21 protein-coding genes are annotated in these 22,684 nt (G+C 64.0%); 7 read left to right on the top strand and 14 right to left on the bottom strand.

Features of this window, described 5'->3' with window-relative positions:
• Positions 1-6 precede the first annotated feature (6 nt).
• Positions 7-1,173 carry a mandelate racemase/muconate lactonizing enzyme family protein gene (locus PPGU16_RS33865; RefSeq protein ID WP_180727050.1) on the bottom strand — a complete coding sequence of 389 codons (1,167 nt, stop codon included), beginning with the start codon at positions 1,171-1,173 and terminating at the stop codon, positions 7-9.
• A 131-nt stretch (positions 1,174-1,304) separates the two neighbouring features.
• Here PPGU16_RS33865 and PPGU16_RS33860 point away from each other — a divergent pair, with 131 nt between their 5' ends.
• Both PPGU16_RS33860 and PPGU16_RS33855 read left to right on the top strand, forming a co-directional pair.
• Positions 1,305-2,264, top strand: a complete 960-nt coding sequence (locus tag PPGU16_RS33860; RefSeq protein ID WP_180727049.1) for a LysR family transcriptional regulator — start codon at positions 1,305-1,307, stop codon at positions 2,262-2,264.
• A gap of 260 nt (positions 2,265-2,524) precedes the next feature.
• On the top strand, positions 2,525-3,103 hold the full coding sequence (locus tag PPGU16_RS33855; RefSeq protein WP_180727048.1) for a DUF308 domain-containing protein: 579 nt from the start codon (positions 2,525-2,527) through the stop codon (positions 3,101-3,103).
• A gap of 73 nt (positions 3,104-3,176) precedes the next feature.
• On the opposite strand, the gene PPGU16_RS33850 is transcribed toward PPGU16_RS33855, so the two are convergent.
• Positions 3,177-4,208: an NAD(P)H-quinone oxidoreductase gene (locus PPGU16_RS33850; protein ID WP_434064450.1), complete on the bottom strand. Its 1,032-nt coding sequence runs from the start codon at positions 4,206-4,208 to the stop codon at positions 3,177-3,179.
• Positions 4,209-4,363: 155 nt separating this feature from the next.
• Between PPGU16_RS33850 and PPGU16_RS33845 the strand changes: the two genes are divergently transcribed.
• Positions 4,364-5,230 (top strand): LysR family transcriptional regulator, encoded by an 867-nt coding sequence (locus PPGU16_RS33845; RefSeq protein ID WP_180727047.1) that lies wholly within the window; start codon positions 4,364-4,366, stop codon positions 5,228-5,230.
• Positions 5,231-5,241: 11 nt separating this feature from the next.
• Here PPGU16_RS33845 and PPGU16_RS33840 read toward each other — a convergent pair whose 3' ends face one another.
• Positions 5,242-5,991, bottom strand: coding sequence for a glutathione S-transferase family protein (locus PPGU16_RS33840; RefSeq protein WP_180727046.1), 750 nt, complete (start codon positions 5,989-5,991; stop codon positions 5,242-5,244).
• A gap of 218 nt (positions 5,992-6,209) precedes the next feature.
• On the opposite strand from PPGU16_RS33840, the gene PPGU16_RS33835 reads away from it, so the two are divergent.
• Positions 6,210-6,677 carry a CBS domain-containing protein gene (locus tag PPGU16_RS33835; protein ID WP_180727045.1) on the top strand — a complete coding sequence of 156 codons (468 nt, stop codon included), beginning with the start codon at positions 6,210-6,212 and terminating at the stop codon, positions 6,675-6,677.
• A gap of 24 nt (positions 6,678-6,701) precedes the next feature.
• Here PPGU16_RS33835 and PPGU16_RS33830 read toward each other — a convergent pair whose 3' ends face one another.
• Positions 6,702-7,721 carry an acyltransferase family protein gene (locus tag PPGU16_RS33830; protein WP_243460762.1) on the bottom strand — a complete coding sequence of 340 codons (1,020 nt, stop codon included), beginning with the start codon at positions 7,719-7,721 and terminating at the stop codon, positions 6,702-6,704.
• Between the two features lie 658 nt (positions 7,722-8,379).
• On the opposite strand from PPGU16_RS33830, the gene PPGU16_RS33825 reads away from it, so the two are divergent.
• On the top strand, positions 8,380-9,624 hold the full coding sequence (locus PPGU16_RS33825; protein ID WP_180727043.1) for an NAD(P)/FAD-dependent oxidoreductase: 1,245 nt from the start codon (positions 8,380-8,382) through the stop codon (positions 9,622-9,624).
• A gap of 28 nt (positions 9,625-9,652) precedes the next feature.
• Here the strand turns inward: PPGU16_RS33825 and sctC are convergent, their stop codons facing one another.
• From sctC to PPGU16_RS33775, 10 genes are all read right to left on the bottom strand, one after another.
• Positions 9,653-11,452, bottom strand: a complete 1,800-nt coding sequence (sctC, locus tag PPGU16_RS33820) for a type III secretion system outer membrane ring subunit SctC (protein WP_180727042.1) — start codon at positions 11,450-11,452, stop codon at positions 9,653-9,655.
• A gap of 36 nt (positions 11,453-11,488) precedes the next feature.
• Positions 11,489-12,943 carry a helix-turn-helix transcriptional regulator gene (locus tag PPGU16_RS33815; protein ID WP_180727041.1) on the bottom strand — a complete coding sequence of 485 codons (1,455 nt, stop codon included), beginning with the start codon at positions 12,941-12,943 and terminating at the stop codon, positions 11,489-11,491.
• Positions 12,944-13,186: 243 nt separating this feature from the next.
• On the bottom strand, positions 13,187-14,044 hold the full coding sequence (gene sctT / locus PPGU16_RS33810; protein WP_180727040.1) for a type III secretion system export apparatus subunit SctT: 858 nt from the start codon (positions 14,042-14,044) through the stop codon (positions 13,187-13,189).
• Positions 14,041-14,538 (bottom strand): type III secretion protein, encoded by a 498-nt coding sequence (locus PPGU16_RS33805; protein WP_180727039.1) that lies wholly within the window; start codon positions 14,536-14,538, stop codon positions 14,041-14,043. Before PPGU16_RS33805 ends, sctT begins: the two co-directional genes overlap by 4 nt.
• A complete protein-coding gene (sctN, locus tag PPGU16_RS33800) occupies positions 14,535-15,932 on the bottom strand; it encodes a type III secretion system ATPase SctN (protein WP_224031729.1) in 1,398 nt (465 codons plus the stop codon). Before sctN ends, PPGU16_RS33805 begins: the two co-directional genes overlap by 4 nt.
• Positions 15,932-16,696 carry a type III secretion system stator protein SctL gene (gene sctL, locus PPGU16_RS33795; protein WP_180727038.1) on the bottom strand — a complete coding sequence of 255 codons (765 nt, stop codon included), beginning with the start codon at positions 16,694-16,696 and terminating at the stop codon, positions 15,932-15,934. The genes sctN and sctL overlap by 1 nt, the downstream gene beginning before the upstream one ends.
• Positions 16,681-17,421 carry a type III secretion protein HrpB4 gene (locus tag PPGU16_RS33790; RefSeq protein WP_243460761.1) on the bottom strand — a complete coding sequence of 247 codons (741 nt, stop codon included), beginning with the start codon at positions 17,419-17,421 and terminating at the stop codon, positions 16,681-16,683. The genes sctL and PPGU16_RS33790 overlap by 16 nt, the downstream gene beginning before the upstream one ends.
• Before the next feature lie 8 nt (positions 17,422-17,429).
• Positions 17,430-18,230, bottom strand: a complete 801-nt coding sequence (gene sctJ / locus PPGU16_RS33785) for a type III secretion system inner membrane ring lipoprotein SctJ (RefSeq protein ID WP_434064449.1) — start codon at positions 18,228-18,230, stop codon at positions 17,430-17,432.
• Positions 18,230-18,622 (bottom strand): type III secretion protein, encoded by a 393-nt coding sequence (locus tag PPGU16_RS33780; protein ID WP_180727036.1) that lies wholly within the window; start codon positions 18,620-18,622, stop codon positions 18,230-18,232. The genes sctJ and PPGU16_RS33780 overlap by 1 nt, the downstream gene beginning before the upstream one ends.
• A 15-nt stretch (positions 18,623-18,637) precedes the next feature.
• On the bottom strand, positions 18,638-19,243 hold the full coding sequence (locus PPGU16_RS33775) for an HrpB1 family type III secretion system apparatus protein (protein ID WP_180727035.1): 606 nt from the start codon (positions 19,241-19,243) through the stop codon (positions 18,638-18,640).
• Between the two features lie 249 nt (positions 19,244-19,492).
• Here PPGU16_RS33775 and sctU point away from each other — a divergent pair, with 249 nt between their 5' ends.
• On the top strand, positions 19,493-20,566 hold the full coding sequence (gene sctU / locus PPGU16_RS33770) for a type III secretion system export apparatus subunit SctU (RefSeq protein WP_180727034.1): 1,074 nt from the start codon (positions 19,493-19,495) through the stop codon (positions 20,564-20,566).
• A 31-nt stretch (positions 20,567-20,597) separates the two neighbouring features.
• Complete coding sequence (gene sctV, locus PPGU16_RS33765; protein ID WP_180727033.1) at positions 20,598-22,682, top strand: type III secretion system export apparatus subunit SctV; 2,085 nt, start codon at positions 20,598-20,600, stop codon at positions 22,680-22,682.
• Positions 22,683-22,684: the final 2 nt, after the last annotated feature.

The raw sequence follows: 22,684 nt of genomic DNA, 5'->3' as shown, positions 1-22,684 counted from the left end.
TGCGGTTTATGCAGAGAGCTTTTGCATCTCGGCGAAGAGATCGGCTTTCCCTTCGAAGCCGATGCCGGGCAGATCGGGCATGGTGATATAGCCGCCATCCACCTTCACACCGTCGGGGAAGCCGCCGTACGGCTGGAACAGGTCCGGATAGGATTCGTTGCCACCCAGACCGAGGCCCGCCGCGATGTTCAGCGACATCTGGTGTCCGCCGTGCGGAATGCAACGGCTCGGCGACCAGCCATGCTGATGCAGCATGTCCAGCGTGCGAAGATATTCGACGAGGCCGTAGCTCAACGCGCAGTCGAATTGCAGCCAGTCGCGGTCGGGACGCATGCCGCCATAACGGATCAGGTTGCGCGCGTCCTGCATCGAGAACAGGTCTTCGCCCGTCGCCATCGGCTTGTCGTAGTAATTGCGCAGCGTGGCTTGCAGTTCGAAGTCGAGCGGATCACCGGGTTCTTCGTACCAGAACAGGTCGTATTGCGATAACGCCTTCGCGTATTGAATCGCGGTGTCGAGATCGAAACGGCCATTGGCATCGACGGCGAGTTTCTGGCCGTCTTGCAGCACGCTCAGGATCGAGTCGATACGGCGCAGATCTTCATCGAGCGAAGCGCCGCCAATCTTCTTCTTCACGACCGTATAGCCCCGGTCGATGTAGCTGCGCATTTCGTCTTTCAGCTTTTCGTGGTCCTGGCCCGGGTAGTAGTAGCCGCCTGCGGCATACACGAAGATCTTGCGATTGGGCTGGCCATTGCCGTAACGGTCCGCCAGCAACTGGAACAGCGGCTTGCCTTCGATCTTGGCCACCGCATCCCAGATCGCCATGTCGATCGTGCCGATGGCGACCGAGCGCTCGCCGTGGCCGCCCGGCTTTTCGTTGGTGAACATCGTCGCCCAGATCTTGTGCGGATCGAGGTTGTCGCCGGCCTCGTTGACGAGCGAGGCGGGATCGGCTTCGAGGATGCGCGGAATGAAACGCTCGCGCATCAACTTGCCCTGACCGTAGCGGCCATTAGAATTGAAACCGTAACCCACGACCGGCTTTCCGTCCCGGATGACATCCGTCACCACGGCGACGAGACTCAGCGTCATCTTGCTGAAGTCAATGTAGGCATTCCGGATCGGCGAACTGATCGGAACGGTCTTTTCGCGGATTTCAACGATTCTCATGATGGCGTCTCCTGAGTTTTGAGCACGTTTTGCATGCGTCTGGCTGCAATGGAAACTAGCTTAGCCGCGGAACGAGGCGTTAGAATTCACTTGGATTCATTTCATTTTTTACTTTTGGTGAACAAACCGAAGTGACAACCGACTCGGCATCCGATTTCGAATTTTTCATCCTCATCGCCAGGCTGAAAAGTCTGTCGGGCGCGGCGCGCGCGCTCGATCTCACCCCGCCGGCGGCGACCAAGCGGCTGGGGCTGATCGAACAGAGACTGGGGGCGCGTCTCGTCAACCGGACCACACGAAGCGTCAGCCTCACGCCGGAGGGCGAGACCTACCTGCGCTACGCGACGCAGATCGTCGGGCAAGTCCGGCAGATGGAAGACGAGATATCCGGGTCCAGGTCCGACCCGCATGGGCTATTACGGATCAACGCGACGCTCGGCTTCGGGCGCACGACCATCGCGCCGCTCGTGTCCGACTTCGCGAAGCGGTTTCCCAAAGTCGAAATCCAGTTCGAAGTAACCGACCGGCCCATCGATCTGGTCGAAGAAGCCTTCGACATGGCGATCCGCTTTGGCGAGCTTCCCGACAGCCGGTTGAGCGCACGGCGCATCATGAGCAATCGACGGTTTCTCTGCGCCTCACCCAGATATCTCGAGCGCTTCGGCACGCCGCAGCGCGTCGAGGATCTGGTGAAGCATCGTTGCATCATTCATCGTCAGAACGATGATGCTTATGGTGTCTGGCAGTACATGCAGGGCGACCACACCGAAGCGCTGAAAGTCAAAGGCGCGCTGTCAAGCAATGACGGCGATATCGTGCTGCGGTGGGCGCTAGACGGACATGGGATATTGATCCGTTCCGAATGGGATCTGGCGAAGTACGTTCAGAGCGGCCGGTTGAAACTGGTCTTGCCGGATACGGTATTGCCGTCGGCGGATCTGTTTGTCTACTATCCCAGTCAGCGGAATCAGACTGCGCGCGCACGGGCATTTATCGATTTTCTGATCGATCATTTTCAGGCGCCGTTTATTCCAGTCGAAACGGGGGCTGCGATTTATGCCCAGAAGAAGCGCGGGGGACGGAAGGGGTGAGGCGTGGGTTGTAGTCGGGGGATGGTTCGCGAGGTCAGGACCATGCGGAAATTGCGATGAACGCCGTAATTGCCTGCCCACCGAATGGCGTTCAACCTCACGTGCTGGACCTACCCCCACTCACAATTCGGGCAGGCAAAGACACCGTTCCCCACCTGGCGCAATGTAGCCACGGTCGGTCATTTGACCGATACCGCCAAGGCAGTCCCAGTGCGATCCTTACCATCGGCACGTTCACTAGAATCCGATAGGGAGTTGCAATGGTTGATCGCCACGAAGATATCACGCGAGTTCACGAAGAACGCTGGCTCACGCGCTACTACCTTATCCGGACTGCTTTTTCCGCTATCTGGGTCGTACTGGCTTTCTCCGTCGGCCAGCACTTCCCGGCCGGCGCAGTTGCCCTGCTAGTCGTGTATCCCGCATGGGATGCTCTGGCCAATTACATCGACGCGTCGCAAAACGGCGGCGTGGCCAGGAACCCTACTCAAGCCATCAACGTCGTCATCAGTGCCATTACAACGCTTGCTGTGATCGTCGGATTACGATTTAACTGGGTGCTGGGCGTATTTGGCGCCTGGGCCATCCTATCCGGATTGCTTCAGCTTGCCACCGCCGTGCGCCGTTGGAAACGCCTGGGCGCGCAATGGGCAATGATCCTGAGCGGCGGACAGTCAGCATTGGCGGGAGCATTCTTTCTGGTGCAAGGCGGCGCGTCCTTGCATCCCGCGATTGCCAAAGTAGCCGGCTACGCAGCGGTCGGTGCAGTCTACTTTCTCGTTTCTTCGTTGTGGCTGTCGGTCGGTCAGTTGCGCCGCAAGGCCGTTCAAACGCCTTGAAGAATCGGCGCAACTGATTGCGGCGCGGTCTCGTGATCAATGCCCAGTGCACACCTGGAACCGCGGGCGCATCTCACGCTGCGCTCGCCGCCCGCGTCGTCAGCACGATCTTGCCGATATGCACGCCCGAATCCATCAGCGCATGTGCGCCGCGCGCATCGTCGAGATCGAAGGTTCGATAGATCACGGGCTTCACCGCGCCGCGTCGGATCTGAGGCCACACCGTTTGTTCGAGTTCCTCGATCAACGACGCTTTCTCCTCATGCGTGCGTGAGCGCAGCGTCGAGCCGATGTGTGTGAGCCGTTTCGCCAGCATCGGGAACAGATCGAGTGATGGCGCAGGTCCCTTGATGATGCCGATCTGCACGATGCGGCCGTTCATCGCGGCTGCCGCGTAATTCCTCGCGACGTAATTGCCCGCAATGATATCGACGACCACGTCCACGCCGCGCCCACCCGTTTCGCGCATGACTGCCTCGACGAAATCCTCGTTCCGGTAATTGACCGCGACATCGGCGCCGAGCGCCATGCTCGCGTCACGTTGCGTATCCGAGCTGACCGTCGTGATGATCTTCGATGCGCCGAATGCCTTCGCGAGCATCGTCGCAGTGGTGCCGATTCCCGATGCGCCGCCGTGGATCAGCACGCTTTCTCCCGCCGCGAATTTGCCGCGCTGGAACAGGTTCAGCCATACCGTCAGAAAGGTCTCGGGCATCGCGGCCGCTTCGATCACCGAGAGACCTTGCGGAATCGCCAGGGTGTTGCTCTCGTGCGCGACCGCATACTCCGCATAGCCGCCGCCCGGCACCAGCGCGCAGACCAGATCGCCGACCGCGAACCGTTTCACGCTGCGCCCGACGGACACGACCTCTCCCGCCACTTCGAGCCCGGGAATGTCCGGGGCGCCCGGCGGCGGATCGTACAAGCCCTTGCGTTGCATCACGTCAGGACCGTTTACACCGGCGGCATGAATGCGGATCAGCACCTCGTCGTCAGCGGGTGCGGGAACGGGCCGCTCGACGGGCACGAGCACTTCCGGGCCGCCTGGCTGCGTAATCTCGATTGCGGTCATCGCCGCGGGAATAGTGTTGGTTTCGTGTGACACGACTTCATCCTTTTCAAAATGCCGGATGCGTCACGACTTCGGGCAGTTCGCCGGATCGCTGCATCGGATGAAAAAAGTGTAGCGGCGCAGCCTGGATTTGACCCGCAGCGATTTGCCGATCGTATGATGCAAATTTGCATCACGCCGGAGGCGATATGAACTGGGACGACGCGCGCATCTTCGTGGCGCTCCACAGGGAAAGGACCTTGCGCGCCGCCGCCCGCGCGCTCGACATCGATCAGGCGACGGTCGGCCGCAGGCTTGCCGCGCTCGAGCACACGCTTGGCGCGACGCTGTTCCTGCGCACGTCGAACGGTTATGAGCTCACGCCCGTCGGCAAGATCGCGGTCCGCGCCGCCGAGGCGATGGAACAGTCCGCCCACGATCTGGTCCGCCACACGCAAGGCGTCGACAAGCGTCTTGCCGGCGAGGTGAAACTCTCGACGACGGATGCGCTGGCCCATGAGTTCGTCATGCCGGCGATCGAGCGCCTGCATATGAAGCATCCGGATGTATCGGTGATGCTCGACACGACGAGCCAGATTCTCAATCTCGCGAAGCGCGAAGCCGACATCGCGATCCGGACGGTCAAGCCGCGCAATCCGGACCTGCTTGCCCGCCGCCTTGCGCGCTGGGAAGTGGGGCTGTACGCGTCGCCGGACTACATGCGGCGTCATGGCGAACCGGCGCCGGGCGAGCGGTTCGCGGGACACGATCTCGTGGTCTACCAGCCGTATTTCGTCAAGGCGCGGGTGCCGGATTTTCTCGGCGAACCGCTGACGGGCGGCCGCATCGTCGCGCGCCTGAATACGAACCTGACGCTGCGCGCGGCGCTCAGGGCCGGACTCGGCATCAGCGTGCTACCCGTGCCGATGGGCGAACGCGACGGCCTCGTGCGGATCTGGCCAGACCGCGCGAACGACTCGCCCTATGAAATCTGGCTCGTCACGCATCAGGATTTGCGACACACCGCGCGCATCCGCGTGACGATCGACGAGATCGTCCATGCGTTCGATCGGTAGCCGCGGTTGCCTCAGCTTGCCGACCCCGACGTCCATTCGCTGAAGCTGGGCCCGCCGTGAATGGTTTTATGCCTTGCCCATTCCACCTCGGCGGCAGTGGCATACGTCACGCCGGGTTCCCACCAGAGCGCGGGTTCCTGCTGGAACGAGGGGCGTCTTTCCATTCGGGCGACCAACGATGCGAGCCTGGGTCGGCCCGCCGCACGCCAGGACAGTCGCAACGGGCGCGTTTCAATGAACTGACAGATGCAGGCGAGCAGGATGTCCTGCGCCGACATCACGCCGGGCACGAAAGCGGCGTCGGCGCCGACAAGCTGGGTCTCGAACCAGTCGAGAAGGTACTGGTTGCGCATGGCGCATCGCGCCGCATGAACATTTTCTTCATGCCTGACCCCGGACCATTGCAGTTGCGACACCATCGTCGTCGATACGCCGAACGTCTGTAGCGTCGCGAGAACAAGCTTGTCGTGCCAGCGGTGCGTCGCGCGCACATAGTCGGTTGCCAGAGGATCCATGCCCTCCGGTGGAGGCACGCCCGGATAGCTGGACATCAGGTAGTCGATGATCACCGCGGAATCCCAGAGCGTCACGTCACCGTCGATCAGAGTCGGCACCTGCAGGGTCGGCGCGACCTTCGCGCGCGCTTCCACGCTGGGTGTCGTAAAGGTCTCCTCGCGCTCGAAATCGAGTCCCTTCTCAACAAGCACGATACGGACGGCACGAGCGAACGGCGATCCTGTCGTGAAGAACAGCTTGCGCATCCTGGCCCCCTCGATTGCGGTCGACGAACGGAGATGAGCGGCTCGAACCGCATCCAAATCCGCACGTCCACGAAGCGGACTACACTTCAATTCAACCATAGTTGAAAAATGAGCAGGCAATAGCGGATGTGAAGCAGGTTTTTCGGACGCTCCCCTTTCTTTGCGAGCAGACAGACGGCACTGACGTGCGCAAATGCCCGTCCTCTATGGAGACGATCATGAAAAAGGAGAGAAAGACCGCCCGGCAAATTTTGTCCGGGAACTCACGGAAGGTGATTTCGGTGAACCCTACGGACGCGGTGCTAACGGCGCTGCGTCTGATGGCCGACGAGGATGTCACCACCGTGCTGGTGTTGCAGGACAGCAATCCTGTCGGCATCCTGTCGCAGCGCGATTACGCCCGCAAGGTCGAACTGGCCGGTCTCACCGCCGCCTCGACGACCGTTGGCGAGATCATGACGACCCAGGTGTTTTACGTCACGCCGGAGCACACCTGTGACCAGTGCCTGGCGTTGATGCACACCAGGCGGATCCGGCATCTGCCCGTGATCGATTCCGGAAAGATTATCGGCGTGCTATCCAGCGGTGACGTCCTCGAGGAACTGATTCAGGAAGACGAACGTTTCATCAGCATCCTCGAACATGACATGCTGAGCCTGACCATCGATACGGGCGGCGCCTATTGAGCCTTTGCGCGCGACAGTCTCCCCTCAAGTCACACGATACGGCGCTTCCTCACCCGCAGGCGGCGTGACGACACGCTTGACCTTGATTCTGCGCGCCAGCGCGCGGTGCAACGGCTTGTCGATATAGCGATAGACGAGGCAACCCACCGCCGAAGACACCACGATCGCGAGGATCACCCCCATTGGCGAGCGAACATCGAAACCATGCACGACCTTGGGAACGAGCTTGCGTAACCCCTCGACGACGAACGGGTGGCTGAGATAGGTCGCATAGCTTGCATCGCCGAGATACAGCAATCCGCGCGTGAGCGCGCTGTCCACCACGAGGCCTTCGAGACTCAGCGTGCTCAGCAGCAGCAGCATGGTCGGCACGCCATTGGCGACAACCGGCGAAACGTCCGGCCATGCCCGCTCGATACAGGTCATCAGCACATACATCGCGACGGCGCCGAGTGCCGCCATCGCAACGGGAATACGCACGCCTTTGCGCCATGCGAACCATACAGCGATACCTAACGGGAATTCGAGCAACCGGCCGTAGGCGAGGAATTCGACGATCACCCGGTTCGAATGCACAACGCTCGAAATCAGGAACAGCGTGAAGAGTATCGACGTGATCGCCGCGAAAATGTACGAAACATGCCGCCGGAACCGCCACAGTGCAAGCGCCGACACCACGTAAAAGAGCATCTCGTAGTTCAGCGTCCAGCCGACGAACAGCATCGGGAACATGTGGCCGCTCTCTTTTCTGTACGGAATGAAAAAGAGCGACTTCAGCAACTCGGGCACATTGGCGGTCGTCGAGTTGAAGAGATCCGGCCTGAGCAGCGCGCCGAAGAATACCAGCAACGTCGCGAGCCAATAGAGCGGCACGATCCGCACCAGGCGGCTGGCGACGAAGTCGCGCACGCTCGTCGTGCCGGCTTCGAGCGCGAGCGCGATCACGAAGCCACTCAGCACGAAGAATACGTCGACGCGGAATTCGCCGAACACCCTGCCGTCCCGTGTCAAGACGTGGTGCACGACGACAGTCGTCGCGGTCACTGCGCGAAGGATCCTTATTGAATTCAGCCTGCGCATCGCTCACTCACCGATGAGTAACCATACCTGGCTGTGCTCCAGGTATCAGGAGGCACGCGATACAGTCGCAGCAGTCACAAGATCGCCGGCGGCATGGTGCCTGTGCTGGCGCTCTTTACGAAGTGTTGCATCGTCAAATCGTGCATTGCCGCCTGAGCGTGGCTCCGTCGAGAGAAACATTCGCGCGCAAGAAGCGCTCGTGCGATCCGGATGCACGACCGTTTCATCGTTTGAACTGGAGTTTTAGCTGCAGACGGCGGTAATTCACCCGAAGCGTCGAATGCTGTCTTGCGATCGCGTACTCACGAGTCCGACTATGGAGCGTATCGAAGTCGAAGTCAGCGCGACGTCCAACATATGAAGCTGCAAGCAGACCGTAAAAAATAGTGCACGAACGTCCACCCTCACGGATGGTAATGTTTGCTTGACGGCACAACTGTTAGGCGCCGCACAGAAGCTCGACGGGAAACGCCAGAATTACCGGACGCCCGCTATCCGCCTGGCGACGCAAGCAACGCCGCAACCGTCCAGAAGAAAATCCCAGCACCCATCGCCCGCGCCAACTACACTCGAATCCGCGCCACCGCACAAAGGCTCATCCCATCCGAGGAGCACACCCTGCATGGACACGCACACGAAGCGCATCGTAGTAATCGGCGCCGGCTTTGCCGGGTTGTGGAGCGCGCTCGGCGCGGCGCGCAAGCTCGACGAACAGCGCGTGCCGACGGATCAGGTCGAAGTGGTCGTGATCAACGGCACGCCGTATCACAGCATTCGCGTGCGCAACTACGAGCAGCCGCTCGACGGCACGCTCGTGCCGCTTGCCGACGTGCTCGATCCGGCCGGCGTGCGGCGCATTCAAGGCGTGGTCCGATCGATCGATCTGCCAAACCGTCGCGTCGGCTTCGAATCCGCCGATTCATCTACACAATGGCTCGACTACGACCGCCTGATCCTCGCAGCGGGAAGCGAACTGGCGCGCCCCGCCATTCCCGGGCTCCACGAATTCACTTTCGACGTCGATACATTCGACGGCGCCGCGAAGCTCCACGCACATCTGCTCGCCTTGCCGGAACGGCCCGAAGCACCGGGACGCTACACGGTGATCGTAGTGGGTGCGGGCCTGACGGGCGTCGAACTCGCCGCGGAATTGCCTGCGCGACTGCGCGGCATTTTTGGCGACAGCGCACGCGACGCGGTGCGCGTGATTCTCGCCGACCGCTCCGCAAAGATCGGTCAGGCGATGGGCGGCGCCCAGCCGGTGATCGACGAAGCGCTCCGCGCGCAAGGCGTCGAGCTGCGGCCGGGCGTATCGCTCGAAGCCGTCACGCGCGACGGCGTACAACTGACGGGCGGCGAGCACATCGACGCCGCCACCGTCGTCTGGTGCGGCGGCATGCGCGCCAGTCCGCTGACCGCGCAATTCCCCGTGCCGCTCGACGCATTCGGACGCGTTCCCGTCGATTCTTTCCTGCGCGTCGACAATGTGCCCGGCGTGTTCGCAGCGGGCGATTGCGCGCGCATCCTGATCGACGGCGAACGGCCCTCCGTGATGTCCTGCCAGCACAGCCGCCCGATGGGTCGCCACGCGGGCCACAATGCCGTCTGCGACCTGCTGGGCCTCGCGCTGCTGCCGCTTTGCATCGACTGGTACACGACCATTCTCGATCTCGGCCCGTGGGGCGCCGTCTACACGGAAGGCTGGGAGCGCCGCCTCGCGTCGCAAGGCGAGGCGGCCAAACAGACCAAGCGCACGATCAACTGCGAACGCATCTATCCGCCCAGCACGAAGCAGCGCGAAGATCTTTTTCACGCCGCGGCGCCCGTCGTGCAGGCGCCGCCTTACACCATCCGCGACGCGGACTAGAGCGGATTAAAGCGAACCCAGGCCACGCTCAGAACTCGATCACGCGCGGCGTCAGCAACACGAGCCGTTCCATATGGCTGCTCTGATGCGTGCGCGAACGGAACAGCGCGCCGAGCACGGGAATCTTCGACAGCACGGGCACCCCCGTATTCAGATTCGAGTCGTTGTCGATCCGGTAACCGGCGATCAGCAGACTCTGCCCTTCCGCGACGACGGCCTCGGTATCGATTTCACTGGTGCGGATTTCGGGAATGTCCTTCACGCTGGCGCCCGTCGGCTGGCCGTCTTCGACGTGCACCTGCAGCTTGATCTGCTGCGCGCCATTTGAATCGACCACCATGGGCAGCACGCGCAGCGTATTGCCCACCTGCACGCTGAACAGATTGCTCGACGTGAAGCCCGATACGGGAATGAAGAACTGCGTCTTGTTGTTCATCACGGCTTCGACGTTATCGAGCGTCGCGACCTTCGGGCTGGCATCGATGCGCGCGAGGTTGTTCTGCTCCAGCGCGTCGATGCGCGTCAGCAGATAGCGGCTCGCATCGCCGATCACGGCCGTGAGCGATCCGCCCGTCGGCGTCGCCGTGGCCACCAGATTGCCCGCCGTATCGAGCGACGAGAACGTCGGGCTCAGATTGCCGTTGAAGTTGTTCGCGTTGGCACTGCCGCTGCCCGTCTGGAAATCGACATGACTCGAATGCGCGTGCCAGTCGACGCCCAGTTGCTTCAACGCGCCGTCGTCGATCTCGATGATGTGCGCTTCGATCTCGACCATCCTGCGCTTCACGTCGAGCCGGTCGATCAGTTGCTGATACTGGCCGACGCGATCGGGCAGATCGCGGATCAGCACCGAGTTGGTCCGCGCGTCGGCCTGGATGACGGGCAGCGAGCCCGCGCCGTCCGGCACGGCCGCCGTCGCCGCGCGTCCCGCGCTCTGCGGGCCGCTGCCCGATCCGCCGCCCGCCGTACCGCCTGCACCGCCCGCGCCCGGCATGCCGACCGGACCGCCGCCTGCCGCCGCCACGCCTGCGAACACGTCGGGCAGCGGCGGATTCACGCCGCTGTTGTTGTACGGCGAGCCGCCATTCGTGCCGCCTTGCACGTCCGCGTACGGGCTCACCTGCTGCAGGTTCGCCGTACCGTCAGCGGATGCGCGCGATGTGCCCTGCTGATCGCTGTCCCGGTCCGGGTGATAGAGACTCGCGAGCACGTGCGCAACGCCGGGCACGACTTGCGTCTTGCCGTTCACGGTGATCGTATGGTCCGCCGCCCAGCCGTAGCGCAGCGGAAACGCGCGCACTTCGCTGCCCGTGCGGCGGTTCGCGTTCTGATCGAGCCGCGCGGCCACCTCGTCGACCAGTTGAATGAGCCGGTGCGGCCCGGTGATCAGCGCGACGCCCTGCTCCGGGTCGTAGACGATCGGGAAGCGGTCGGTATCGAGCCCGATCTGCTTGAGCGTCGAACGCAAGCTCTGCGTGCCCGCGAAGTCGAGCTTGATGACCTTGGTGGTCACGTCGTCGGCGGTGCTGATGGACAGCACGCTGCCGTCGTAAAACCACACGAAGCCGAAAGTCGCCGCCATCGTGTCGATGAACTTGCGCGGCGGCAGATCGAAGCGCCCCGACACGGTGCCCTGCACGTTCGGCGCAATCGTCGCGATGATGCCCTGGCTCGCCGCGAAGTCGCGCAGCACGTCTTTCAGGTCGCGGCTTTCCACCGAAATATGCACCTGGCCGGGACGCCACGAGATCGGTGCGGCATGGCCCGCGTTCAGGCCCATCAGCAACAGGGCGGCCGCGATCGCGCGGTGACGGAATGTGAGTTTCATGATCGACGCTCGGTACAGTGTGTGGTTATGGTGGTCTCAGCGGTTCAGCGTGTCCGAGGGCGATTCGTTGAATTCGCGGCGGTAGCTGTTGACGAGCGTCGAGCGGTTGCTGACGCCCCACTTGACGGCTGTCGCGAGAATGCCTTGCTCGTGCGCGCTGTCGTCGGCTTCGAGTTCGGCGCGGATGCGCTCCATGCGCAGGCGGCGGATGATCTCGGTTGGTGTGGAGCCGAGGCTCGTCTTGAACGCGCTTTGCAGCGCGCGATCCGTCACGCCGACCTGCGCGGCAATTTCGCGGATCGACAGATCCTTGCGATCGAGGTTGTCGAGCAGATAGCGATACGCGCGCCGGTAACGCGCAGGCAGCCGCGTGCCGATATCGTCGAGCTGTTCCGGCGCACGCGCGATGCGCTGGCCGTAGCGCGCGAGCGCGCCCGCTTCGTCGCGGATGCAGTTGACGGCGGCCAGCGCATAGCGCGTGTACACCTCCAGCGATTCGCCGCTGCGCCCCTGCAGATGACGCAGCTTCGCGAGGCAATACAGATACTCGAGCTGCCGATGGCTCTGCGGCATCCGCACTTCCGCCGTCAGCAGCGTCAGCACCGACTCGGCCAGCGACGACACGCCGCCGGCAAGACTCGCCAGCACGATCTCGATGCGCACCGCGCTCTGATAGTTCTGGATGCCCTGCTTGCCCGCCCACTCCGCATGCGCGACGATCTGCTGCTGCGCGTCACGCTCGCCGCCCGCCAGTCGCGCAAGCCCATCGAGGAACTCGACGCGCCCGCGCAGCAACGGGTCTTCAATCGCGCCCGTCAGCAGGCGCAGCGCAGCGGGCCGTTGCGGCGCGACGCGTGGCGCGGCGTCGCCCGTCAGGCCCACTTGCCAGTAGATATGATCGGACAGCGTGGCGCGCGAGCGCAGCGTGCTCTGCGCTTCGACATCGAAGCGCACGGTGCTCAACAGACGCTGCCAGCCGTCGGCATGATGGAACGCACTGTTCGATGCCGCTTCGTCGAGCAGATCTTCGAGCGTGTCGAGCACGGCATCCGCATCGCGCAGGCGGCCCACGCTGAACAGCACGCCGAACGCGCCGAACAGCGCATCGAGCCGCAGCGCCGCGCTCGCCTGCGGGTGATCGGCGATCTGCATGAAGCACGACATCGCGGTGCCGTAGCGGTAACGGAACAGCGCCTGCCAGCCCGCGTTGCGGCACGACGCGAAGCGCATGCCGTCCTTGTCGTCGCGCATGCGCTTTTGCGCTTCGCGGTACGAGTCGTCGGCATCGACCTCCATGCCGAGCGACAGTTGCAGATCGCCCTGCAGTTGCAGCAGCGCGGCGGGCGGCGCGTCGTCGTGGCTATCGACGAGCCGTTGCACGTTCGCCGCCGCGGCGTGCACATGGCCGTTGCGGATCAGGTCGACGACGCTGGAAGGCACCGACGCTGCATTGAGCATCGACACATACGGGAAGTAGTAGGTAACGAGCATGGCTGATTCCGTCGTAAAGCTCGCGCAGCCGTCGGGGCGATGCTGCGTGAGCGCGTTGAAACGATGGCGAGGTCGTTGTTGCCGACGTCGCGTTGACGGAATGCACTGTAGCCAGGCAGAAATGCGAAAAGCTCAATAATCAGAGGAAACCGTTGAGGCTTGAGTAAAGTTGAGAATTGGCGCGCGCCGCAGACAAGAACGCTCAACAAAGCTCATTTCTTTTTTTGCGCATGTGCGCTGACATCACGGTGACACATCGTTGCGATGCGCCTGCGCGCCCGGCTTCAGATCGGTGTCGCGATCGCTCATCTGCGCGATGGCGCGGACCTGCTCCTTGAAGAGCCGCAAGTCCAACTGATCCTGCACCTGATGCACGAAAAGCCCTGCGAAAACGGCCAGCATCAGCACCGTCACCGCGCCCTTGATGGGTTGACTCAGCGCGCTCAGATCGAGTTTCTGCGCGGCTTTCGACGCGAGATTCGCACCCAGGTCGATCAGCAGCAGCACGAGCAGCATCGGCGCGGCGAGCTTCGCGATGGTCTGCATCAGCGTGTCCGTCTGATGCATCGCGAACACGGCGAGAAAATCCATCGACATCGGCTTCGTCGATGCAACCGGCCACCATCGATACGACTCGTACAGCGCCTCCAGCAAAAACTGCATGCCGCCGAGCGACCAGAACGCGACGGTCGCGATCTGGCCGAGCAGCGTCGCGGACGGCGTCGACTGTTGCGACAGCATCGGGTTGCTCAACTGCGCGTTGTTGTAGCCCGTCAGATTGTCCAGGTAGATGCCCGCGCCTTCCGCGACCCAGAACACCGTCGCCGCCGCGAAGCCCATCACGACGCCGATCAGCGTTTCGCGCAAGCTCGTGATCACCAGCGCGAAGCCCGTCAGCGACTCCGCGAACGACTCCGGTTGCGCCAGCGCGACGAACAGCGAGAAGCTCAGCGCGACGCCGTTGCGCAAGCGGCCTTGCAGCACGCCGTCGGCGGTGGGCGGAAACAGCGTCATGATTGCGTAGAGCCGCAGCGAGCAGACGCCGAGCACGGCAAGATGCCTGAGCAACCAGGGGCCGTAAAACTGCAACAGGTCGTTCATCCGCGTGCAAGGCGCGCGAGCGCCGTCTCCTCGATGTCTTCGTCTTCCGCGTCGGCGGCGATGCCGTCGAGCACGCGCTGCAAGGCGCCGATACGCTTTTCGCACAGATCGATGCGCCCACGGTTCTTCGCGATCTCGCGGCGCGCGCCTGCGATCACGGCATCGTGCGCGGCGAGCGCCTGCTGTGCCGCCGATACGGCATCACACGCCGCCGCGTACTGTCGGTCGACCTCGTCTGCGTAGAGGCGGATCGCCGTCAACGTATCGATCGAAAACGGCTCCGCGCCTGCCATCATCGCGCTGATGCGCTGGCGGTACGAGCGTGCCTGGGCTTCGCGTTCGGCCGCATGATGGCGCGCCTGCGCTTCGCTATGGACCAATGGCGAGCGCGCCGCGACGAGTTGCGCGAGCCGCGCGCGCAAGTCCTGTTCGAAGCGCTGACGGCGCGACACGGCACGCGACAACGCGGCTATCTGCCGTCTCTGCGCACTCATTGCGCGTCGCCCTGCGCCAGTTCGTGCAATGCGGCTTCGGTTTCGGCCGGGTCCGCATAGGCGTCTGTGGGCTGCGACAGGAATGCCTTGAGCGCATCGATCTTCGCGATCGCTTCGTCAGCGAGCGCATTCGTGCCAGGCTGGTACTCGCCGATCTGCAGCAGCATGTCCACTTCGCGATGCTTCGCAAGCAGCTTGCGCAGCCGCGCGGACGACGTCATGAACTCGCGCGGCATCACCTGCGACATCACGCGCGACAGGCTGCCGAGCACGTCGATGGCGGGATAGCGGTTCTGCGCGGCAATCTCGCGCGACAGGATCAGGTGACCGTCGAGCACGCCGCGCACTTCTTCCGCAATCGGATCGCTGCCCGACTCGTCTTCGGCGAGCACCGTGTAGAGCGCCGTGATCGAGCCGCGCTCGCCCATCCCCGCGCGCTCCAGCAGACGCGGCAACTCCGCGAACACGGAAGGTGGAAAGCCGCGCCGCGCGGGCGGCTCGCCCGCTGCGAGACCAATCTCGCGGCCCGCGCGCGCGAAGCGCGTCAGCGAATCCATCATCAGCAGCACGCGTTTGCCTTCGTCGCGGAAGTACTCGGCAATCGCCGTCGCGACGTAGGCCGCCTTGGCGCGCTCGCTCGACGAACGGTCCGACGTCGCGCACACGACCACGGACCGCGCCATGCCCTGCTCGCCGAGAATCAGCTCGACGAATTCGCGCACTTCGCGGCCACGCTCGCCGATCAGCGCGATCACGTTGATGTCGCATTGCGCGCCGCGCGCCAGCATGCCGAGCAAGGTGCTCTTGCCGACGCCTGCCGGCGCGAAGATGCCCATGCGCTGCCCTTCGGCGAGCGTCGTCATCGCGTCGATCACGCGCACGCCCGTCACCATCGGATGCTCGATCATGCGGCGCGTCATCGGGTTCGGCGGATCGGCGAAGATGGGCCGGCTGTCTGCCGCTTCGATCGGGCCGCGGCCGTCCATCGGCTGGCCGAGCGCATCGATCACGCGGCCGAGCAGCGCATCGCCGACAGGCACCGACAAGGGCCGCTGCAAGCCGATCACATGCGTCGCGCGCGACACTTCGGTCAATTGCGCGAACGGCGACACGACGGCATGCTCGCGCGTGAAGCCGATTACTTCGCCATGCTGCAACAGCTTGCCTTGCGGCGTGCGCAGCTCGCACAATTCGCCGAGCTTCAGGTCGATGCCCGCGACCTTGATCAGCGTGCCGACCACTTCGGCGATCTTGCCCGTCTGACGCACGGGCAACAGCGCGCGGATCTCGCGCTCGATTGCGCCGCCTAGCTCACGCAACCCGTCTTCGTGCAGGCCGAGAGCGTCGGCGAACGCCGGGTCGTGCGGTTGATGCTTCAAGGCCGTGGTGCTCATCAGTGAGTCTCTGCTTGCGCGTTGTGCGTTTTCATCGAAGTGTTGAGCGCGCGCACGATTGCCGCGCGCATCGAATCGAGTTGTGTCGACAGGCTGGCGTCGACGATGCCGAGATCCGATTCGCACACGCACGCGCCGGGCTCCAGGCGAGGATCTGCCGTCACCGCAAGCGGCACGGGCCGCCCCAGCATGCGCAGACGCTCTTCGAATTCGCCGAATGCGGTGCGCGCCGCGTCGAGATCGGCGGGATGCACGCTCACACGCAAATTCGCCGAACCTTCGACGATGCGGTCGATCGTGTCCGTCGCGCGCGCGAACAAAGCCTGCGCGCTTTCGGCACGCACCAGTTGTTCGACGGCGAGCATCACGAGTTCGGCCATCCGGTTGCGCAGGCCTTTTTGCAGGCGCTGTGCGTCCGCGCTCAACGCGGCAACGCGCTCGATCCACTGCGCCTCGCCGCGCGCGACGCCTTCCGCGTAGCCTCGTTCGGATGCCGCCTCACGCTCGCGCGCAGCCGACGCGACGAGGGCCTTTGCTTCATCCCGCGCCGCTTGAAGCATCTGCTCGCGCTCGATCTGCGCGGCGGCGAGAATCGCCTGACGCTCGGCTTCGACGCGTCCGTAGACATCGTCGATCGTCGCGAGCATGCCGAAGGTTTCGCGCGGCACGATATCGCCGACCAGGCCGACGCGCGGTTCGTCCTTGTTCTTTCGCGTGTTGCCGGTCGCGTGCGCTTCGCGCGGACGGCTCAGCCAGATAACCATGCGGCCTCCGGCATCAGCGGTCGGATGCGCTCGCGCAGCAAGGCGAACGTGCCTTCACATTCTTCTTCCGAAGGCTGCGCATTCACCGCACTTTGCGCGTCGTCTTCACGCGGCAACGCGAATCGCAGCATCATTCGGTGCATGTCCGTCACCGGCAGCAGCGCGAGCCCTTCGAGCGCGAGCGCATCCGCATCGAGCGAGCCGAGCGCGCGCGTTCCGGCACCCTCGCGCTTCGCATCGGTTAGCGACGGCGCTTCAGGCACTGCCTTGCCGAGCAGATCGTCGAGCGGACAGCCGATCCATTCCGCGAGTCGCTTGCGCGTGGTTCGATCGACGAGACGCCGCACTTCCGCGCGACGCGCCAGCAACGCCTGCATCCTCAGCACGCGCAGGCCGGTCTCGACAGGCAGCGCATCGAGCCGCGTGGCGGGCGCGATACTGAATGTGTCGAGATTCGGCGGCTTGGGCAACAGCACGCGCAGCACGGCGAGCGAGCACGCTTCGTCGCACCGCTCGCGCAACGCGGCCAGTGCTTCATCCATGCGCGTCACCCGTTCGATGCCCAATGCCAGCGCGAGCCAGTCCCGATGCAGCCACTGCAACGCGCTGCGCGCATTGCGTTGCCAGCCGAGCAGGATCTGCGCGGCGTCGGCGGGTGCAAGACGCGGCTCGGTCCTGGCTCGTTGCGCTGGCACCGCGGCGCGCATCGCACCGGATGCAGCCATCGCCGCCGTCATGCGGACTTCTGCCTGCGACGCGGCAGACGCTGCGCGAGCGACGCGACGCTCGCCCTCATCGGCGCGACGATGCCACCCAGCCGCGCGCGAAACACATAGCCCATGCCGACACCCGCCACCATCAACGCAAACAGCCCGCTCAGCACGATTGGCCAGATGGGCGTATGCGCGGGCACACGGCTATCGATATCGACCTGATCCGCCGGCACGCCCGTCACGCTCACCTGGTCGTACGACAGCCCTTCGACGCTGTGCACGACGAGGTTCTTGATCTGCGGCACGAGCGCATCGAGTTCGAGCCCTGGCCGGTACTTGATGAACACGGCGGCGGACGACGGCTTGATGGTCTGCGCAAGCGGGTCGTTGTTCGGAATCACGATCTGCACGCGCGCGACCAGCACGCCGTCGATATGCGACAGCGTGCCCGACAGTTCCTGCGAGAGCCCGTAGATGAAGCGCACGCGCTCTTCCGTCGGCGTCGAAACGAGACCGTCTTTCTTGAACAGACTGCCGAGATCGTCGAACTTGCTGTGCGGCAGGCCTTTTTCGCGCAGCACCTGCATCGCGCGCACCATGTCGCCGTCGTCGACCTGAAGCGTATAGGTCTTGCCGCCGTCCGGCGTGCTCTTGTCGGCGGAGACGCCGCGCTCCAGCAGCGCGACCGTCATCTCGTTGACGTCCTCTTCGGCAAGGCCCGTGTACAACTCCTTCTTGCAGCCCGCGAGCAGCGCGCATGCGATGAACACGCCGCCCATCAGCAGCCGCCTTGTCGGCGGAAACAGGGTTCGCATGTTCATCACTGGTTCTTCATCAGCGTTTCCGCCGACGACTTCGACGCCGAGACCACGGCCATCTTGGTCTGGAAATCGAACTGCGCGAGCGACAGGTTCAGCGACACCTGCGCAGCCGCCGCAATCTGCTGCGTCGGCGTGAGCGCCCCGGCGTTCGCGCTCAGCGTTTCGACCTGTTCGAGCGCGGCTTCCATCTGGCCATCCTGCTTGCGGATCGCGTCGATGACGTGATTGCCCGCGTGCTGCGTTGCGTCGTTGCCAGGCGTGGCGAGCGGCTGCTGCATCAGGTCTTCGAAGCGGCTGACGGACTCGGGCGCGGGCATCGGCGGCAATGCCTCGGGCTTGGCGGCATCGGCGGCGGCATGCACCGCCGTTTCGGCAATCGTGGAGATCGACATGAATGGTTCCTTGAATCAGGCGCGCAAGAACGCGTGCGACGCGAACGCGGGTGCCTCGCCGGACGGCTGGCGGGCGGTCTTCGTCTGCGCGTTCTCCTGCTCTTCGGCGAGATCGCGATACGACTCCGGCAGCACGAACTCGCCGCCGCGATGATTGGCGCGCGCGGCTTCGAGATCGGCACGTACGGTGAGCGCACGGATCAGCGCGTGCGTCTCCGGGCCCGCCTCGCCTTCGAGTGCCTGGTCGGCCCATTGACGCCAGCCGGCGTCCTTCTGCGCCGCGAGGCAGTACGCATACATCGCCTTCGCATAGGCAAACGAAGGCGCCGCGTCGATCACGTCGCGCAACGTGCGCGACGCCTCTTCCCAGCGGCCGTTGACGATGTGCAGCACGCCCGCCAGCGTGTCGATTTCGGCCACCTTCGGACGGAACGCGCGCAACGCGTCGAGCACCAGTTCGATGTCGGTCGTGTCGGCGCTGGCTTGCGGGAAATGCCGGAACAGGCCCGCCGATGCGATCTCGATCAGCGCGTTCAAGGTTGCATCGCCGCATTGCAGATAGTTCGGCGCGGCGTGGGCGAAGGCGGGTTGTGACGCAGGTTGTGATGATTTCGCGAGCATGGCGTGGACCCTCTTGAGGAAAACAGGACGCGGGGCGTCATCGCTTCGAAAGGTATCAAGCCGGCGTCGCGCGGCCCGTGCCGCAGCCGAAGCGAGTCGCGCGAAAGCGAACCTGGCGACGCATCGCGCGTGCCGCCTTTCCCTGCTTCGCGTTCGTGTGTGGGGCTTCGCCTCGTCTGGTCGGGTGCCATGACGGGCGCCCTACACTGCGCCAGCACATAAAGCGGCATAGGAGCCAGGGAGCGCCCGATGAGCGACGACAAAACCGAACAGCCAACCGAGAAACGCCTGCGTAAGGCGCGCGAGGACGGCGAGGTCGCGAAGAGCACGGACCTCGTCGACGGCGCGGTGCTGGCCGTGGGCGTCGGCATGCTGATGGCGACGGGCGACAGGATGGTCGATGGCTTGCGCTCGTGCATTTCGATCGCGCTGAAGTTCGTCGCCGGACCGCACGACATGACGACGCTGCTGCTCGCGGTGAGCCAGATCGGCTCGCGCATGGCCGGCGCGCTGCTGCCGATGATCGGCGCCGCGATTCTCGCCTCCGTTGCGGCGCTCGCCGGACAGACGGGCATCATGATTTCGATGAAGGCCGTCGGCCTGAAGTTCGAGAACGTCAGCCCGATGGCGGGCATCAAGCGCATCTTCTCGCTCAAGTCGCTGCTCGAACTCGCGAAGATGGCGATCAAGGGCATCGTGCTCGGCATCGTGATGTGGAAGACGATCACGGGCCTGCTGCCGCTCGTCACGGGCTCGCTGTTCCAGTCTCTGCCCGAGTTGTCGAAGCTCGCGAGCTTCGTCGTGATCCGGCTGCTCGCCGTTGCAGCCGCGCTGTATGTCGTGTTCGGCGGCGTCGACTTCAAGCTGCAGAAATTCCTCTTCATTCGCGGCAAGAAGATGAGCAAGGACGAGATCAAGCGCGAATTCAAGCAGGACGAAGGCGATCCCCTCATCAAGGGCGAGCGGCGGCGGCTCGCGCGCGAGCTGGCAACTTCGGCGCCGCGCAAGATCGCGACCGCGAGCATGGTGGTGGTCAACCCGACGCACTACGCGGTGGCCGTGCGTTACGCGCCCGACGAATATCCGCTGCCCGTGGTGATCGCGAAGGGCATGGATGAAGCGGCGCTGCAGATGCGCCGCGACGCGCAGTTCGCGGGCGTGCCGATCGTCGGCCATCCGCCCGTCGCGCGCGCGCTCTACAAGGTCGAGCTCGACGAGCCGATCCCCGACGAACTGTTCGAAGCCGTCGCCGCGATCCTGCGCTGGGTCGATTCGCTGGCACTGCCGCGCGAAGCCGATACGGCGCCGTCGCTGTCCGGTTGAATGCGCGCCCTACTACACACACCACACGCTCATGCTCAAGACACTCAAACTACCCGCCGGCGGCGAGATCGGCATCCTCGTGATGATCGTCGCGATCGTCTCGCTGATGATCCTGCCGCTGCCGTTCTTCATGATCGACATACTGGTCGGTCTGAACATCGCCACGGCCGTCACGCTGCTGATGATCACGCTCTATGTGCCGAGCGTCGTGTCGCTGTCCGCCTTCCCGTCGATATTGCTGTTCACCACGCTCTACCGTCTGTCGCTGAGCATCGCGTCGACCAAGTCGATCCTGCTGCATGCGGAAGCGGGCGACATCATCGACAGCTTCGGCAAGCTGGTGGTGGGCGGCAATCTGGTGGTCGGCATGGTGGTGTTCATCATCATCACGCTGGTGCAGTTCATCGTGATCGCGAAAGGCTCGGAGCGCGTCGCCGAAGTCGGCGCGCGCTTCACGCTCGACGCGATGCCCGGCAAGCAGATGAGCATCGACGCCGACCTGCGCGCCAATCTGCTGACGGCCGACGAAGCGCGCCACAAGCGCGCGACGCTCGCGCTCGAAAGCGCGCTGCACGGCGGCATGGACGGCGCGATGAAGTTCGTCAAGGGCGATGCCGTCGCGGGCCTCATCATCACGATGATCAACATCGTTGCGGGTCTCGCCGTCGGTGTGCTGTATCACGGCATGACGGCGGGCGAAGCGGCGAACCGCTTCTCGATTCTGTCGGTCGGCGACGCGATGGTCGCGCAATTGCCCGCGTTGCTCTTGTCCGTCGCGGCAGGCGTGATGATCACGCGCGTCGCCGACGATCGCGACGAGAAGCCGCGCTCACTCGGCGCGGAGATCGGCAAGCAACTGATGGGCAGCGCGCCCGCGCTCGGCTTCGCCGCGCTGCTGCTGGTCGCGTTCGCCGCCGTGCCGGGCTTTCCGTGGCCGCTCTTTCTGGTGCTGAGCGGCATTCTCGGCTTCACCGCGTGGAAGCTGAAAAAACGCGGCCCATCGCGTGCCTTCGAAGACCTCGAAGCCGTGCGCTCGATGCAGCGTGCCGGCGCGAAAAGCGAAACGCCCGCTATTGCCAGCGTGCCGCCCGCATTCTCCTGCGCGCTCGGCGTGCGTCTTGCGCCCGACTTGCGGGGACGACTCGCCGTCGACCGGCTCAATCACGCGTTCGAAGCCGAGCGCACGTCGTTGCAGGAAGAACTTGGCCTGCCGTTTCCGGGCATTCACATGTGGATCAGCGACAGGCTCGCGCCGTCCACCTGCGAGTTCCTGATGCACGACGTGCCGTCGTTCACGCTCGAACTGCCGCAAGGCAAGGTCCTGCTCGCCGGTCTGCCGCAACGGCTGGCCGCACAGCCCGACGACACGCAGGCGCAAGCGCTCGCCGAACGCTGCGAACAGCGCGAACCGATCGACGGCACGACGCAGCCGAGCTACTGGCACGACGAGGCCACGCTCGCCGACAAGACTTCCGGCTGGCGCGCCGAACAGGTGATCGCACATGTGAGCGTGCAGTTGCTCAGACGCAATGCGTCGCTGTTTCTCGGCGTCAATGAAGTGCAGTGGATTCAGGAACAGCTTGGCATCGAGTATCCGGGACTGCTTGCCGAAGTGCAGAAAGTGCTGCCGCCGCAGCGCATCGCCGACGTGCTGCGGCGCCTGCTCGAAGAACAGATCCCGATCCGCAATATCCGCAACATCATGGAAAGCCTGATTGCGTGGGGACCGAAAGAAAAAGACGTGCTGATGCTGACCGAGTACGTGCGCGGCGATCTCGCGCGCTTTCTCGCGCATCGCGCCGCGCTCGGCGCACGCATCCTGCCCGCAATCCTGCTGGACGCGCCCGTCGAGCAGCATATCCGCCAGGCGATCAAGCAGACGCCGACGGGCAATTACCTCGCGCTGCCGCCGGATCAGATCAACTTTCTGGTCGACAGCATCGAGTCGTTCGCGGGGCTTGCGCCGCGTCCGGGCATTGCGCTCGTCACGTCGATGGATATCCGGCGCTACGTGCGACGCATGATCGAAGGAAGGCTCGGCTGGCTCTCCGTCTATTCGTATCAGGAACTCGGCGGCCATCTGGAACTGCAGCCGATCGGCCACGTCACGGCCTGAGG

The organism is Paraburkholderia largidicola (assembly GCF_013426895.1).
Lineage (GTDB): Bacteria > Pseudomonadota > Gammaproteobacteria > Burkholderiales > Burkholderiaceae > Paraburkholderia > Paraburkholderia largidicola.
This window is presented reverse-complemented; position numbering and strand designations above follow the sequence as displayed.

Coding starts and splice junctions, on each gene's coding strand:
- PPGU16_RS33845 (WP_180727047.1), top strand. CDS start 4,364: ATGAACTGGGACGACGCGCGCATCTTCGTGGCGCTCCACAGGGAAAGG.
- PPGU16_RS33815 (WP_180727041.1), bottom strand. CDS start 12,943: ATGCTCGTTACCTACTACTTCCCGTATGTGTCGATGCTCAATGCAGCG.
- PPGU16_RS33825 (WP_180727043.1), top strand. CDS start 8,380: ATGGACACGCACACGAAGCGCATCGTAGTAATCGGCGCCGGCTTTGCC.
- PPGU16_RS33780 (WP_180727036.1), bottom strand. CDS start 18,622: ATGTCGATCTCCACGATTGCCGAAACGGCGGTGCATGCCGCCGCCGAT.
- sctU (WP_180727034.1), top strand. CDS start 19,493: ATGAGCGACGACAAAACCGAACAGCCAACCGAGAAACGCCTGCGTAAG.
- PPGU16_RS33805 (WP_180727039.1), bottom strand. CDS start 14,538: ATGAGTGCGCAGAGACGGCAGATAGCCGCGTTGTCGCGTGCCGTGTCG.
- sctT (WP_180727040.1), bottom strand. CDS start 14,044: ATGAACGACCTGTTGCAGTTTTACGGCCCCTGGTTGCTCAGGCATCTT.
- PPGU16_RS33855 (WP_180727048.1), top strand. CDS start 2,525: ATGGTTGATCGCCACGAAGATATCACGCGAGTTCACGAAGAACGCTGG.
- PPGU16_RS33775 (WP_180727035.1), bottom strand. CDS start 19,243: ATGCTCGCGAAATCATCACAACCTGCGTCACAACCCGCCTTCGCCCAC.
- PPGU16_RS33835 (WP_180727045.1), top strand. CDS start 6,210: ATGAAAAAGGAGAGAAAGACCGCCCGGCAAATTTTGTCCGGGAACTCA.
- sctC (WP_180727042.1), bottom strand. CDS start 11,452: ATGAAACTCACATTCCGTCACCGCGCGATCGCGGCCGCCCTGTTGCTG.
- sctL (WP_180727038.1), bottom strand. CDS start 16,696: ATGGTTATCTGGCTGAGCCGTCCGCGCGAAGCGCACGCGACCGGCAAC.
- PPGU16_RS33840 (WP_180727046.1), bottom strand. CDS start 5,991: ATGCGCAAGCTGTTCTTCACGACAGGATCGCCGTTCGCTCGTGCCGTC.
- sctJ (WP_434064449.1), bottom strand. CDS start 18,230: ATGAACATGCGAACCCTGTTTCCGCCGACAAGGCGGCTGCTGATGGGC.
- PPGU16_RS33865 (WP_180727050.1), bottom strand. CDS start 1,173: ATGAGAATCGTTGAAATCCGCGAAAAGACCGTTCCGATCAGTTCGCCG.
- PPGU16_RS33790 (WP_243460761.1), bottom strand. CDS start 17,421: ATGGCTGCATCCGGTGCGATGCGCGCCGCGGTGCCAGCGCAACGAGCC.
- sctN (WP_224031729.1), bottom strand. CDS start 15,932: ATGAGCACCACGGCCTTGAAGCATCAACCGCACGACCCGGCGTTCGCC.
- sctV (WP_180727033.1), top strand. CDS start 20,598: ATGCTCAAGACACTCAAACTACCCGCCGGCGGCGAGATCGGCATCCTC.